General features: G+C 48.9%; 16 protein-coding genes. 14 read left to right on the forward strand and 2 right to left on the reverse strand.

What is annotated here, in order from left to right:
• Positions 1–47 precede the first annotated feature (47 nt).
• The 12 genes from gatC to BUB59_RS00385 all read left to right on the forward strand — a co-directional run bounded on the left by gatC (position 48) and on the right by BUB59_RS00385 (position 9,418).
• Positions 48–335 carry an Asp-tRNA(Asn)/Glu-tRNA(Gln) amidotransferase subunit GatC gene (gatC, locus tag BUB59_RS00330; RefSeq protein ID WP_073224528.1) on the forward strand — a complete coding sequence of 96 codons (288 nt, stop codon included), beginning with the start codon at positions 48–50 and terminating at the stop codon, positions 333–335.
• 34 nt (positions 336–369) lie between these two features.
• Entirely contained in the window at positions 370–1,110 is a 741-nt protein-coding gene (locus tag BUB59_RS00335; RefSeq protein ID WP_073224530.1) for a 3-deoxy-manno-octulosonate cytidylyltransferase, read from the forward strand.
• Positions 1,097–1,540, forward strand: a complete 444-nt coding sequence (locus tag BUB59_RS00340; protein ID WP_073224531.1) for a ComEA family DNA-binding protein — start codon at positions 1,097–1,099, stop codon at positions 1,538–1,540. Before BUB59_RS00335 ends, BUB59_RS00340 begins: the two co-directional genes overlap by 14 nt.
• Before the next feature lie 39 nt (positions 1,541–1,579).
• Complete coding sequence (pilM, locus tag BUB59_RS00345) at positions 1,580–2,494, forward strand: type IV pilus biogenesis protein PilM (protein WP_073224533.1); 915 nt, start codon at positions 1,580–1,582, stop codon at positions 2,492–2,494.
• A complete protein-coding gene (locus BUB59_RS00350) occupies positions 2,491–3,504 on the forward strand; it encodes a hypothetical protein (RefSeq protein WP_073224535.1) in 1,014 nt (337 codons plus the stop codon). Before pilM ends, BUB59_RS00350 begins: the two co-directional genes overlap by 4 nt.
• A gap of 12 nt (positions 3,505–3,516) precedes the next feature.
• On the forward strand, positions 3,517–4,071 hold the full coding sequence (gene rsmD / locus BUB59_RS00355; protein WP_073224537.1) for a 16S rRNA (guanine(966)-N(2))-methyltransferase RsmD: 555 nt from the start codon (positions 3,517–3,519) through the stop codon (positions 4,069–4,071).
• Between the two features lie 3 nt (positions 4,072–4,074).
• Positions 4,075–4,605 (forward strand): pantetheine-phosphate adenylyltransferase, encoded by a 531-nt coding sequence (gene coaD, locus BUB59_RS00360; protein ID WP_073224538.1) that lies wholly within the window; start codon positions 4,075–4,077, stop codon positions 4,603–4,605.
• A gap of 4 nt (positions 4,606–4,609) precedes the next feature.
• On the forward strand, positions 4,610–5,509 hold the full coding sequence (locus BUB59_RS00365) for a rhomboid family protein (protein WP_073224540.1): 900 nt from the start codon (positions 4,610–4,612) through the stop codon (positions 5,507–5,509).
• On the forward strand, positions 5,509–6,471 hold the full coding sequence (locus BUB59_RS00370) for an adenosine kinase (RefSeq protein WP_073224542.1): 963 nt from the start codon (positions 5,509–5,511) through the stop codon (positions 6,469–6,471). Before BUB59_RS00365 ends, BUB59_RS00370 begins: the two co-directional genes overlap by 1 nt.
• A 109-nt stretch (positions 6,472–6,580) precedes the next feature.
• A complete protein-coding gene (locus tag BUB59_RS00375; protein WP_073224545.1) occupies positions 6,581–7,579 on the forward strand; it encodes a hypothetical protein in 999 nt (332 codons plus the stop codon).
• 43 nt (positions 7,580–7,622) lie between these two features.
• A complete protein-coding gene (locus tag BUB59_RS00380) occupies positions 7,623–8,036 on the forward strand; it encodes a hypothetical protein (RefSeq protein WP_073224546.1) in 414 nt (137 codons plus the stop codon).
• Between the two features lie 14 nt (positions 8,037–8,050).
• On the forward strand, positions 8,051–9,418 hold the full coding sequence (locus tag BUB59_RS00385; protein WP_073224924.1) for a choice-of-anchor I domain-containing protein: 1,368 nt from the start codon (positions 8,051–8,053) through the stop codon (positions 9,416–9,418).
• On the opposite strand, the gene BUB59_RS00390 is transcribed toward BUB59_RS00385, so the two are convergent.
• A complete protein-coding gene (locus BUB59_RS00390; protein WP_073224548.1) occupies positions 9,411–11,867 on the reverse strand; it encodes an ATP-dependent helicase C-terminal domain-containing protein in 2,457 nt (818 codons plus the stop codon). The genes BUB59_RS00385 and BUB59_RS00390 overlap by 8 nt on opposite strands.
• A gap of 75 nt (positions 11,868–11,942) precedes the next feature.
• On the reverse strand, positions 11,943–12,410 hold the full coding sequence (locus BUB59_RS00395; protein WP_073224550.1) for a hypothetical protein: 468 nt from the start codon (positions 12,408–12,410) through the stop codon (positions 11,943–11,945).
• A 115-nt stretch (positions 12,411–12,525) separates the two neighbouring features.
• On the opposite strand from BUB59_RS00395, the gene BUB59_RS00400 reads away from it, so the two are divergent.
• Positions 12,526–13,845 carry a BamA/TamA family outer membrane protein gene (locus BUB59_RS00400; RefSeq protein WP_200778788.1) on the forward strand — a complete coding sequence of 440 codons (1,320 nt, stop codon included), beginning with the start codon at positions 12,526–12,528 and terminating at the stop codon, positions 13,843–13,845.
• Between the two features lie 339 nt (positions 13,846–14,184).
• A complete protein-coding gene (locus tag BUB59_RS00405) occupies positions 14,185–14,775 on the forward strand; it encodes an inorganic diphosphatase (protein WP_073224552.1) in 591 nt (196 codons plus the stop codon).
• Positions 14,776–14,794 lie beyond the last annotated feature (19 nt).

The raw sequence follows: 14,794 nt of genomic DNA on the forward strand, positions 1-14,794 counted from the left end.
TGAAAAAAATTGCTAGTTTTTACCTTGAATAATATAAAAGAGGCTTTATGCTCGAAAATAGTGAAGTTTTGAAATTGGCTAAGCTGTCTCGTCTCAGCGTTTCTGAAGAAGAAATTCCGGCTCTCAAGGGCCATCTGGACAAGATGCTTGCTCATCTGGATGCCCTTCAGGCTCTGGATCTCTCCCATGTGGAACCGATGACCGCTGTTGAGAACGGCGCTACCATCCTCCGTGAGGATGAACCCACTCAGGGATTTTCTCTAGATCAGGCTTTTGCTAATGCCCCGGCAGTGGAAAATGACCACTTTGCCATTCCTAAGGTCATCGGCGGCTAATTTTCTTAGCCTGCTGTAGCCTTTTCGGAGTCCTATGGCTGTACATTGTATCGTTCCTGCCCGCATGGGTTCTTCCCGATATCCCGGGAAGCCTTTGGTGAAGATTGCCGGTAAGGAAATGATTGTCCGTACCATGGAGAGAGCTCTCCTGGCGGATTGCTTTGAACGTATTATTTGTGCTACTGACGACGACCGTATTGCGGAAGTCGTCTCTAATGCTGGCTTTGAATTTATTCTGACAGGGCCTGCAAGTACGGGGTCTGATCGTGTGGCCGATGCCGCCCGAGCCTTGGGCCTTGATCTGGTGGTGAACCTTCAGGGGGATGAACCTCTGGTGGAACCTTCGGTTCTATCCGACGTTGCCCTTGAACTAGAACGTCATCCTGATTGCTGGGTGACAGTTGCCTGCCCCCTCAATCCTGCTGAAGCCATGGTTAAGACTGTGGTGAAGGTCCTGGTAGATGGGGATGTGGCGGTGGACTTTACCCGCGAAGTTCCGCCTTCTGACGCTTCCCGATGGTTCCAACACCAGGGAATTTATGCTTATTCCAGACTTGCCCGCGAGGAATTTGCTTCCTTGCCCCAGAGTCCTATCGAATTGGAACGTTCCTTAGAGCAAATGCGCATTCTGGGAAAACGTCCTATTCGCATTGTCCAGAGTCCTTATGCCTCTGTTTCTGTAGATGTTCCCAGCGACGTTGCTGCTGTGGAATCTTTAATACATTCGGTTACTCCCTTCCGCATTCAGCCGGGAGTAGCCCATGAACGGCCCTGAGAAAAAAGTCGTCTATCTGGCTTTTTGCCTGTTTTTGGTGGGTGTAATAGTCCGCGTTCTTCCGTGGGGTTTGCCCTCTATGGATACGTTCCAGGTAGAGGATTTTACAAACAACTTAATTATACCTAGTGCGGATTCAGTAGCCTTGGTTCAGGTGGCTCCAGAGAATAATGGGACCACGGAAATAGAATCGAAAGTGATTAAAAAGGAGCGCAAAAAGAAGAAAACGGTGCAGTTGCCATTGCACATTAACACTGCATCGGCTGAGGATTTGTGTGCCCTAAAAGGGGTGGGTCCAAAGCTTGCGGAAAAGATTGTGACCCAAAGAGAGGCGAAAGGACCCTTTAAAACCCCCGAAGACCTGAAAAAAGTGCCTGGAATAGGCAAGAAAAAGCTGGAGGGTATACTACCTGAGGTGATTTTTGATTAGTTTTGTAAAGTAAAATTTTAATCATAAGTCGTTGAGTATATGAGTGATACGAAATTATACCTAGGTATTGAAGTGGCTGACGCCTCTCTAAAGGTTGCCCTCCTGGATGGTACGGAACGTCGTGTTCTTAAAACTGCCATTCTGGAAACCGAAACCAGCCCGCTGGTGGACGTCTACGCTTTCGAAGCGGTGCTTCAGGAATGGATGAAGTTCATCAATGTGGAAAACGTTGATGCAGTTTCCGTGTCTATCCCTGCATTCCGCTCTATTATCCGTCAGGTTTTTGTTCCCGCCGAGGCTTCCAAGAATCTGGATGACTACCTGAAGTGGTACGTGTCCCTCATTACCAATGCGGATGATGGTGTTTACGTCATTGACTACCAGATCATGAAGGGAGACGATTCCCTGGGTTATACCGTCATGCTCATTGCGGTTCGTCGCGAATGGGTGGATAACCTCCGTAAGGGCTTCCGTAACAAGTCCTTGACCCCGAAGTCTCTGGATGTGGACGTCCTTTCCTTGATGAACCTGATGGACTTTGCCGAACATGTTGCTGAATTGGAATGTGTGGTCAAGGCTGACTATGCCGGTGTGACCATGGTTTGGCTTACCAAGGATAACCTGCAGGCAATGCGCTGCGTTTCCACCTTGAATTTGGTGAACAAGTCCAGGGAAGAAGCTTACCAGATTCTTGCCGACGGTATTGCCGAACAGATGCGCCTGGCTCAGGAAGAAAATGCGGCTATTGTTGCTAAGATCGTAAATCTGTGCGGTGAAATGGCTAGCGATCTTGCCTTTGTGGAAACTCTTCGCCAGAAGCTGAGTGACAGCCAGCTGGTGCTGATGGATTCTTTCTCTAACCTTCGACTGCCGGTGGATGCCGAAGATGCCGCTGCAGTATTGTGCTGCTCCGGTGCAATCGGTGCTGCCCTTAATGTGATGGAGGGTGTATGATTCATTTGAACTTGATTGATGCTGCAGAACGTCTGTCTACTGTCGAAACAGTTGCTCCGGTTCATGTTACCAGCATTGCAGAAAGGAATAAGAAGAGCCGTAATAAGCTCTTGACCGCTGCCGTCGCTGCAATTTTTGCTGTGGTGGGCTTCAGCTGCTTCCTTAGCGTTAACGGTGTTCCTGATCCGCTTCAGGGACTGTTCCCCGCATCCTACTTGAACTTGATTGGTGCTGAAGATCCGTCTCTTACCGAAGTTCGAAGCGAAACTGGAATGCGGACTTCTGCCGGTGGTTCGCTTGAAAATCAGGCTTTGAATGCTGCAGCTTACGCCCGTCAGCGTGAGGCGATGACTGCAAAGCAAATCGTGGGTGAAATCAATCCCCAGGTTCTGTATAAGAAGACTCGTACGGATTACAATTCCTATCTGCCTCTCGAAAAGGTGTCCTACCAGAAGGCTTCCTTCGGTCAGTTCATCGCTTTCCTGAATACGGCGACTCCGGATGACGTTGGTTTCTCCGACTGTATTTATAAGGCTCCTAACTTCTTCTACGTTCGTGGCGTTGCTGTGAAGCCTACTTCCCAGCGTTCCTTCCTTGAACGCATGAAGTCTGTCAGCTCTAACTTCAAGACTCCTGCTCTTCCGGAAAATGCTCCTGCTACAGACATTACCGCTTACGGCCAGTACAACGTGAATAACGTGAAGCTGAACTCCGTTAACCAGTTCGTTCCCAGCGCAGAGGTTGCCGTGGAAGTTAAGAACCTGAAGTCCATGGCTTCCAATGTGAAGGTTTCGCTGTCTGGCCTGGAAAAGCCTGTCATTGAAGACTTCGGCGTTTACAAGCGCTATGCTTTCAATGTGACTTCTTCTGCGGACTTTAGCGACCTTCAGGCCTTCTTTGCAGCTTACACTGCATCCAATGCTCGCGTTGGTATCCAGCAGATTGAAATGAAGCACGCCAAGAAGGATCTGGTGTCCTCCATGCGCTTCGAAATGTACGTCGTTCCCTAGTAGAAATTCAAGATGCCTATTCGAATTACCGGAGGCACCTTGAGGGGACGTAACGTCCCTTCGCCTGATACATCCAAGACAAGGCCCACAGCGTCTCGTACCCGCGAGGCTCTGTTTAATATTCTGCAAGGAGTAGAGGGCTTCCGTATGCTGGACCTGTTCTGCGGGACCGGCATTATGGGGATTGAGGCTATCAGCCGAGGTGCCGCTTCTGTTACTGCGGTGGAAATGTCCAAGGTCCAGGCCAAACTGGTACAGCAGGCTTACTCTTCCCTTAAATTGGATAGCCAGGTTAATTTACTTGTAACCAGCGCGTTGACTCTTTCAAAGGATGTCCTCTGTAAGGACGAGGGCTTCGACTTGATTTATGCGGATCCTCCCTTTAAGGATATGGAATATCCGGATCTCCGTCCCTTCTGGGAATGGTTGAATCCTGGTGGCGTGGCGGTGTTTGAAGCGCCCACCAAGAACCTTCCGGCGTGGGCTAAGGAAGCCGAGGCCAACGATCTTTTGCAGATTCGAAAATACGGTGAATCGTCCTTGCTTATCTACCGTCAAACTTGCTAATTTATGGCTGTGAAAACGTCCAATAAGAATATCGCGGTTTTTGCAGGATCTTTTAATCCCTTCACTGTGGGACACCTGGACTTGGTGGCTCGCGGTGCAAAGTTGTTCGATGAACTCTATGTCTTGATCGGGGTGAATGCTTCCAAGAAGTATATGCTCTCTACTGAAGTCCGCAAGGCAATGATTGAAAAAGCCTGTAATGGACTGAAGAACGTGAAAGTGGTCGCTTATGACGGGTTGACCACCTCCTTCATGAAAGAGATTGGCGCGAAGGTTCTTCTTCGTGGTGTTCGTAATGGATCTGATATGGATTACGAACTTTCCGTAGATTGGAACAACAAACTGCTGTATCCGGAATGTGAGACGGTGTATCTGTCCTCTGATCGGGAACACCTGATGGTAAGCAGCAGCGTGGTTCGGGAACTCCTGAAGTGCGGCCTGGCGGAAACTGCCGATGGTCGCAAGAAGCTGAAGTCCTACGTTCCCGCATCCATTCTGAATGACTTAATTAGCGAATACAAGAAAAACAAGTAGTATTATGAGACCTTTTAGATTTTTGCCCAAGTGCCTTCGTGTGTTGCTGATTGCAAATGCTGTGGTATTTGGCATTGCTTTTATTGTTGGTGGCATTCTTGGTCTTCACCTGAATATTCCTGGCGTAGGCTATGGTAACGTTCGTGACATCATTGCTCATTTTGGCGCCTTCTGGCCTACCAATCCGCTCCAGGCCTGGCGTTATGTGACCTACATGTTTGTCCATATCGATTTCTGGCATTTCCTGTTTAATATGCTGATGCTCTGGATGTTCGGTTCCGAGGTGGCGGACATGATGGGCTCCAAGCATTTTGTGGGAATGTATTTCTTCTGTGGCATTTTTGCGGCTATCTTTAGCCTGGTCATGTGTATTCTGGGTTTGACCTACAATCCGATCATTGGTGCCAGCGGTGCCTTGATGGGAATTTTTGTGGCCTACTATAAGTTCTTCCCCAACCGCATGCTGCTCATGTTCTTCTTTTTCCCCATGCGCATTAAGTACGCCATGTGGTTCATGGTGGCGATTGATGTGCTGATGGCACCTTCCGGTGACGGGGTTGCTCACCTGGCTCATTTGGGCGGTGTTGTGGGTGGCTTTATCTACATGCGTCTTTATAACGGTGGTTTTGGCGGTTTACTGTCCAAACTTGGTAGCGCTGCAAAGAACGCTCGTGGTCCTAAGTTTAAGATGAATGACGGTGGTCGAAGCTATAGCGAGACCCGTCGTGCTCGCAATTCTAGTGAGCCTATTGAAGGCGAAGTCTTCGACATGGACGAAGATAAGCGTATGGATGAAATTCTGAAAAAGGTAAACCGCGAAGGAATTAATTCCCTTACGGATGCCGAACGTCAGTTCCTGCTACGTGCTGGTGAACGTATCCGCCGTCGTCGTGGAGGCATGTAATGAAGAAAATTCTCGGTGTTGGTGCCGCCCTCGTTGATATTCTGGCTAATGTCAGTGACGAATGGATGGACGCCCAGGGCGTTCAGAAAGGCGGCATGAATGCGGTGGACTGGCCTCAGATGGAAAAGTTCCTGAATAGTCTGGAAAAGCCTATTCGTGTTCCGGGCGGTTCTACCTGCAATACCATGGTCGGTATCGCAAAATTGGGCGGTAACGCCTCCTTCATCAGTAAGGTGGGGGAGGACGAACTGGGCCGTCTGTTCCAGGACCATCTGAAAAACTCTGGCGTGGAATCCAGGATGGGTATTTCCGATGTGGCAACGGGTTGCGTGTTCTCTGCAGTTACTCCCGATGCCCAGCGTTCCATGTGGACGTATCTTGGCGCCTCCAGCAACCTGGGGGAAACGGATTTTACCAAGTCCCTTTACGAAGGTGTGGACCTGGTTTTTGTGGAAGGCTATAACGCCTTTAATACCGAATGTTTCAAAAAATCTCTGGAGCTTGCTCACCAGATGGGTATTGAAACTGCTCTGGATTTCAGTTCCTTCGGTGTGGTTGATGCTTGCCGTAAGACGTTCGATGAACTGTTTGAACGTAAGATGATTGACATTATCATTGCCAACGAAGACGAAGCTTTCGCTTATGCCGGTGTGAAGGAAGAAGCTGCTCTGGACGTTCTTGCCAAGAAGGCTAAGGTTGCCGTGGTGAAGATTGGCAAGCGTGGCGCCTTGATTGCTAAGGATGGAATGGTCACTCGTGTGCAGGCTGGCTCTGCCAAGGCAATCGATACCACTGGCGCAGGCGACCTGTGGGCTGCAGGGTTTATCTATGGCTATATGAATGGCTGGGATATGGAACGTGCAGGCAACTTGGGCAGTGTGGTTTCTAACGAGGTGGTCCAAGTCATGGGTGCGCAGATTCCTGAAGAGGGCTGGAAGCGTATTTTGGCCCATCGAGGCTGATTTTGACACTCTAGATTGTGATAATCATTACCCTATGAGGGTTCCTTGAAAAAGTCGGTTTGTAAAGCCGGCTTTTTTAATATATCTTAAGGATATCACTGGAGGTGTTATGAATATCCTGAAAAGTATTTTAGCTTGTGGTTTGGCTTGGACTGCAGTATCCTTTGCTGACGATCGCGACGAAAATATATGCAATGAATTAGGCAACGATATTGTTAGCCTAAAGCTTGCCTATGTGGATGAATACTTATGGTATGGTGACAAGGATTTGGTTACAGCGGATTCCCAGAAAGTGGTTCGTCATGAAAGTTTTGAAAATATGGCTGCCATTGGTAAGGACTTTCCTTATAGCATTCCCTATTCTTTAAAGGCGGGCTGTATCGTCAGCAAGCAGGTGACTTACTCCTTTATGCAGTGGGATAACTCCAATAAGAAATGGGATGTGAATGGCGATAATCACGATTACGCTACCACCATTGTAGATATTCACGGGAATAGGACGGATACATTTGATTCCACCAACGCCTACAATCTTTTGCTGGTTCTTGCCAAAAATGCGGATTTTGACAAGGAATCCTATAGTTCGGATGAATTGTTTGTTTCCAAGACTTATGAACTGGCGTTTGAAAGCTGGTTTGCTACGGCGAACGTGTATGTGTCAAAGGATACTGTCATTAACGGACAAACCTATGGGTTGAGACGAACCTATTCCGGATATGCCATGGCTCAGGATTCCCTGAAGGTGGTGACAAACGCTGTTCAGTCTGTGAATATTCCGGAAGGCGTGAATAAAGTGGAACTTCAGGTATTCCATGCGATTATGAAGGATCCCAATAGGAAAATACCTGCGGCGGAATCTTCTAGCAGTGTAGAACCTGTGGTTGCGTCCTCTAGCAGTGTTGCTCCTGCGGAATCTTCTTCCAGCGAGGTGAGCGAACCTCCTCTGATGGTGAAGTCCTTGCAGGCTACTCCCGCAATCATGGGCGTTCGTCAGGTGCGTCGTCTGGATGGCTCTGTTGTGAAGTCTAATGAAACCATGAAACCTGGCGTATACTATGTGCAGGGTATGGATGGCCTGTGGAAAAAGCAGTTGGTCAAGACTCGCTAGCTTTGGCGTGTTTTTGGATGACTGACTTTTTTATATTGCGGTTATGAAATTTTTAAAGAGCTTTACCAGATTCCTTGCCTTGGTGGTCTGCATGGCCGTGACTTCTTTTGCGGAGGAACCTGCCACAGCTGATTCCGTAAAGACTGCAGAACTTCTGGAAGAAATTGCTATCCGAGATAGTGTGATGGCTATTCATGACAGTTCCTGTGCCGCAGAGAAGGATTCGCTTCGCTTTGCTATGAAAATGGAATCTTCCATGTGTGAAAGCTGGAAGCAGAGTTACGACACCATGAAGAAAAATTATGGGGAATGTAACCAGGCATTGAATGCGTCCTTAAATGAAAATGAGAAGAGTAAGGACGATGCGGAAGAGTCTCGTCAATCTGCGGTGAAGTCCAATATCGCTTCTTTTGCTAGCGGTCTTGGTTTAGGACTTCTGTTGTTCCTGCTTTTCTAATGGATGGGAACCCTATGAATCGATTGCTTACTTGTGCTGTCGCATTTGCCGTGTCTGTTGCGGTGCCGTCCTTTGCCAAGAAGAATAAGGATGTTTCTGAAGGTCCCTTCCAGCTGGGGCATAGCCTGGAAATGGTTTCCCGTACGGAGCTGAACGCTGCAGAAATTGCAACCTATGTTCCAGAACAGAAAAGGCTCTACACTGTAGGTGATGAAAAGATCATGGAAGTGGTGGACCTTTCCAATCCTGCATCTCCCAAGATTGTAGAAAGCTTTGGACTGGATGGTGTGGCCACCAGTGTAACGTCCTATGGTGACTTGCTTGCGGTAAGCCTGCTTAATGAACCTGCCTGGGAAAAAGGCTTTGTGGAATTGCTCCAGGTTAAGGGCGAAACAATTCAGAAACTGCATACCGTTCCTGTCTGCTATCATCCGGATATGCTGACCTTTAGCCCTGATGGCAGCAAGATTGTGGTGGCCTGTGAAGGTGAACCTAGCGAGGATGGAAAGGAAAATCCCGAAGGTGGAATTGCCATTCTGGATATGACCTTGATGGCCATGGGGACGGCTCCCGCGGTGATTATTTTGCCTTTTGAAGATAAGGATGTTGAACCAGAATATGTGACTATTTCTCACGATTCCAAAGTTGCCTGGGTAAGCTTGCAGGAGAATAATGCTCTTGCTCGTGTGAATTTGGAAACGAAAACCATTGAGAAAGTTTTTGATTTAGGATATGTGGATCATTCCAAGAAGGGCTTTGCCCTGGATGCGGAGAAGGATGGAAAGATTCGTATTGAAAATGCATTCATTCGTAGTCTTCGTCAGCCCGATGGAGTCAAGTATTTTGAAGTGAATGGCAAGCATTATGTTGCTACGGCTAATGAAGGTGCCGAGGTGAAGAACTTCAATCCCAAGACAATCTGTGGTAATGAGGAAAAATGCCGAGTCAAGTTTGGTTCTCGTTCCGTCAGCATTTTTGATGGGGACGATGGCAAGCTAGTCTGGGATTCCGGAGAACAGCTGGAACAGACTTTTGCCAAAGTGGCTCCGGAATACTTTAACTGGAATTCCAAGAAGGGGAAGGCGAAGGTGGACGCCCGCAGCGATGATATGGGGTCTGAACCGGAGAATATTGTTATCGGGAAAGTGGGTGACAAACTCCTGGCATTCCTTGGGATGGAACGCATGAGTGGCGTTGCTGTCTTTGACTTTACGCAAGCAGGATCCGCTGCTCCCAAGCTACTGGATTACTACATGGATCCCAAGGATCGCGGCCCCGAAGGAATGCTATTCATCGATGCCGATAAGAACACCACCGGCGAAACACTCCTAATCGTCTGCTACGAATACAGTAAGACCCTCGTTGTTTACAAGGTTAAATAACGGATTCGGGCCATGGATGCTTAGGATATCTTCCGCGGAGTTCCTTTCTAACTTCGGCGTAGGTGTTCTGCCAGAATCCTGTTAAATCCCAAGTCTTCTGGATGGTGCGGAAGTTGGGCGCCAGAATGTCATAGCGGACTTTCAATTTCCCATCAGCAATATGATGCTCCCCGCGGAGGACCATCAGGTCTTCAATGCGGGCGGAAATTTCCACCAGTACACCTTCTGCACTTTGAACCGTAAGACCATCCCCAGTGTCAAAGACCTGCTGGTAGCTGTAACGGGCTCGCTTTCCGTTGGGCAGCACAAAATGATCGGGGAAAGTTTTCCCTAGCCATTGCAACATGGACTTCCCGAAGTAATCTTCTATGATAGCGCGGTAACGATCTTCGTTAATATCTCTCAAGAGGAATATGCCGTCGGTGAATTCATTGAAAATCAATTCCATATCTTCTTCGTTGAATTCTGGCAGTCCAAATTCCGGATAGAGCTTGGCCGCAAGACGCATCTTGATGAGCAACGTCTGTACGTTCTCCGTCAGGAATTTTCCGTCCCAATTTTCCTTTTCCAGTTTTTCCTTCCAGGCATCTACGGTGAGTTCCTTCAGCTTGGTTAGAACTGCGGGGGAGGCTTCCTGCGGGAGTATCTCTCGTTCAGACGCTCCTTGAATTTCCTTCCCGATAAAACGTTCCTGACCGCTGCGCCACAGCAGTTCATAACGGATGGGCTCATCGCTGTGGACCAGCAGTTCCTTGGGGACGGGAACGTAGAGATTGACGCGAAGTTCTGACTTGGAACCGCCACCAGTTCTCAGCATGGAAAGACTGAGGATGGCGTAGGGCGGTTCTGCAACCTGTAGGCGAATGACGTTGCCGTTATCCAGCTTGTACACTCCACCGTTTTGAGAGGCGGCCGGGGTGGCTTGCCTATCGGGATAGGAATGCAACAGCGTGCGGATTAATTGCTGCTCGTCATCTTTGCGAGTGGCGTTAGAATTGCCGAAGACGTTCTTGCGGTAGTCCTGCAGTTGCCTTAAGGTATAAGTCACTTCTCGAGGTGCGCTTCCCCCTTTCAAGGAGTCGCCTGCAAGAGAAATCAAGTTCAGAGGCTGCTTGGATTTCTGGACGAATTCCGTACCGGAGTGAATCCAAGCCATGGCGGCAAGCGTCAAGTCGGACAAGTCATCTGCGGACTTTGCTGTAGCGAGAATTAACGCCAGAGGAATGTCTGTGACGGGAGTGCGGATAGCTTTTTCGCCCAGCTCCGTAATGGCGCCTGCATCCAGCATGCCGAAGCCTTCCAGCAGTTTCAATGCAGTCTGCTTTCTGTTTTCGGGAATGTCCGTAGGCAAAGTCAAGGTGCCAACGCTCTTTTCCAGCGATGCCTTCTGCAGTAATAATTCTGAAGGTTCAATCTGCGTCATCTCGGGAATAATACCCTGGGGCATTCGCTTTTCGGCTTCCTCGCTCCATAGACGGATGGCGCAACCGTTCTGAGTTCGTCCTGAACGTCCGGAACGCTGGATGGCGTTCTGCATGGAAATGGCTGAAGTCCTAAGAACGTTTACCTTCTCGCTGTCATCGTATTCACTGACGCGTTCAATACCGCTATCCACCACACCGCTGACGTTGGGAACGGTGATGGAGGTTTCTGCAATGTTGGTGGTAAAGATGACTCGCGGTCTTTCCGTCTCTTCGAAAATGCGATCCTGGATGTTTCTTTCCTGGCCACCAAATAAGTCCAGGTATTCTGCGGCTTGACTTCCCAATGCTTCTTCTGCTGCCGTATGGCAGCGCATAATTTCGCCCTTGCCTGGTAAAAACACTAGCGTTGTTTTCCAGACGTCATTCAATTTTAAAGTGCGCAGCGCTTTCACCACTTCCGCTTCCAGGGTGTTGCCTGTGGTGGGGTTCTGGTGGAGAATCTGAACGGGATAAAGAGGGTGGCCCAGTTCCAGACACTTAACGCCTAGGGCGCTTTCCATTTCGTCACGATTCAGTTTTGCGGACATGACGGCAATGCGAGGACCTTTTTTCAGAAGGTAACTGAACAGCAGGTCCATGTCCGCCTTGCGTTCGTGGTATTCGTCAAAGACAATCCAGTCCGCGTCTAGCTTTCCGTGAAGCAGTTCCTGCAGGAAGTTTCCGTAGGTCTGGAAAAGAATCTTGGTTTCACTGGACTTGCAACTGTCCTGGCGAACTTGGTAGCCGACGGTTCGTCCGCAGCTTTCCTCGTGGAGTTTTGCTGAATACTGGGCTAGAGAGATGGCGGCGATACGCCTGGGCTGCAGTACTACAACGCGACCTTTGCAATGCTTGGAAAGAAACCAGGGAATGTAAAGGGACTTACCAGACCCCGTGGGAGCTTCCACCAGGAGATTGCGGTGTTCACCGATGGCTTGTTCCAGCTTTGATTCTTCTTCTGCGATGGCAAGATCTTCGTATCTCATAACTCAAAACTCATAACTATAAAAAAAGGCGCGACTTTCATCGCGCAATTTTAAACTCCACGCTTCGACTTTTGATTAAGCCTTAGGGTAACGGAGCTTTTCGCCGGTAGAGATGTCGTTGTAGGGCTTCTTGCCGTCACGGAGTTTCTGGTTGATGACCAGGTTGTCAATACGGCGGCGGAGACCCTGTTCGGTCTTGCAGAAGAAGTAGGCGACCTTGTTGGTGCCGGGAACCAGGAACATGGCCAGCTTGTACTTCTGCTTGACGGCGTTACGGAAAAGCTTCATGTCGTCCTTGCTGGGCAAGACGAAGTTGCGGCCTTCCTGGACTTCGCAGATCATGTCTGCATCCAGAAGCAGGGCCTGGGACTTCTGCTTGAGGGCTGCAAAGTTGGGTTCTGTATTCTTCTTGATGGTTTCAAGGCTGAATGCGCCACCACCTTCCTTCAGGGCCTTACGGACACCGCGGACGGCAAAAATGACAACAACAAGGACAACAACGATGAGGAGCACCCACCAGTAGTTGGAAAGAAAATCTAACATAAAACCTCGCTTATTCTTCTAAGGTTGGCACAAAGATAGAAAATCAGCGGAGCGGCGTGGCTGGAAAAATCTGTAAATAGATAAAAAAACTATCTTTTGAGGAAACGGAGGTTTCGTGTTTTCCAATTTATGGAAAAATTTTGGCTTGAAAGAACTGGGTGCGGCACTCTTGCTGTCCCTTGCTCCCTTGCATGCGGCTGACGAACCTTCCAAAAATGAATCTGCTGGGGCTTGCGCTGAAGGGACCCTGCTTACAGGTATCGTCCTGAGTGGTTTGGAACATACTAACGAGCGTGTGGTTCGGCGAGAGCTTGTAAACCAGGTAGGGGAGGCCTACTCCTCCGAAAAGTTCGTTTCCGAAAAGCGTAAGCTGGAAGATCTGGACTTGTTCACCGATGTTCAGTTCAGCTGCGATGCCCAGGGCGTTGCCCATTACCAGTTTAAGGAAATTTTCCGCTGGATTCCTTCTCCGGCGGGGAAGTCTACGGACCGCGATGGCCTCATGATTGGCCTGGCACTGGCTAACTTGAATGTGCTGGGTGAGGATATTCGCGCCGAAGTGCAGTATCGTACCGCCGTGTCTCCTTTCCTTAAGAACAATGAGTATGCGTTCTATTCCAGTTCTCCTTACCTGTTTGGCTTGCCCTTAGGATGGAATTTTGAATTTCTCCGTACGGACAGCTGGGATGACCTGAGAAATTTCAATGATGCAAGCTGGTTGCTGGATCTGGACCTGGACTGGAAAATTACGTCCCACTTGTCCCTCCTGATTTCCGGTGCTTACCGCTATCTGGAAGAGGGCCCGGGACATCTGCCGGAAGCTGGCATTGGCTTTGTCTTCGATTATCGTGACGCTTCTCTGGATACTCGCAAGGGCGTGTATCTGGAGTACATGCTGACTCATGTAGGTGCAGGTGGCTTCGATCATGATGCAGAACATCTGGGCGGTGAAAACTACTGGGAACTCCTGACGGATGCACGAGCCTTCTATACTGCCTGGCGCTTTATTACAGGTGCGACAGCCTTGGTTCGTTTCCGTCCTGGCGATGTGGAACGTTATGATTTCTTCTATCATGGCGGGGCCAATACATTCCGCGGTCGTGAATCCAATGGAGACCGTCTGGGAGTCCATGAGGCTTTGCTCACGCTGGAAGAACGCTTTGTCCTGCGAGAACGTAAGGCGGCCTCCCTCGGGGGAATTAACTTCTTCTATGGTCTGCAGCTGGTGGCGGGTCTGGATGGAAGTCTATTGTGGGATAAGGGCGCTCCTGGCTGGGATAATTACGAGGGCGCCGTCTATGGCGGGCTCCACATTGTGATTCCCGCTCTGGACCGTGTGCGATTTGAAGTAGGCTACAGCCCCGACCGCGGGGAACCGGTATTCCACTTCGGCCTCTTTGACAAGACAGTCTCCGCTCGCTGGCGCAACCGGTAGTAGTTATGAATTACGAATTATGAATTATGAATTATGAATTACGAAATCGTATCTCATAACTCATATCTCATAACTCATATCTCATATCTCATATCTCATATCTCATAACTCATATCTCGTATCTCATAACTCATATCTCATAACTCATATCTCATATCTCATAACTCATATCTCATAACTCATATCTCGTATCTCATATCTCGTATCTCGTATCTCATATCTCATAATTCGTATCTCGTAAGTGAAAGTCCTTGACTTTCTGTAAATAAATGCTAAATTTTTATTACATATACTGAATAATCATAAAATCACGGGCTCGTGGGAGCTCGAGGAGAAATAATGGCAATTAACTACTTGGACCTGCCCATTGGCAAGAAGTATCCCTACGAAGTGGATTGTGTTGTTGAAATTGGTAAGGATACTAACCTCAAGTACGAATACGATGAACGTTTGCATGTGTTCCGTCTGGACCGCTGCCTTTTGAGCTCTATGAGCTACCCCTGTACTTATGGTTTCATTCCCAGCACCAAGGCTGACGATGGTGACGCTCTGGATATGCTGATCTATAGCCCCGCTTCCATGATGACTGGTACTGTCTGCACCTGCCGCGTCATTGGCGCTCTGGACATGACTGACGGTGGCAAGAAGGACTATAAGGTCCTGGGCGTTCCCGTTTTCAATCCCCGTCCCATTAAGGACATTACCGACGTGGACCAGATGTTCCTCCGCATCACCAAGAACTTCTTCCAGAACTACAAGGAATTGGAAGGTAAGGACGTTCAGATTGGTGAATGGAAGAACGCTGAGTTCGCTCGCGAAAAGGTGATTGTAGCCCATCGTGCTTACTATCAGAATCAAGTGCAGATTCCGGAAACCTGCTACCAGGAACCGGAAGCTGGTGAACATCTTCCTCCCGAAGAACTGATCTAAGCCTCTTGAATTACGTGCG

It is taken from the genome of Fibrobacter sp. UWEL (genome assembly GCF_900142535.1).
Classification (GTDB): Bacteria; Fibrobacterota; Fibrobacteria; order Fibrobacterales; family Fibrobacteraceae; genus Fibrobacter.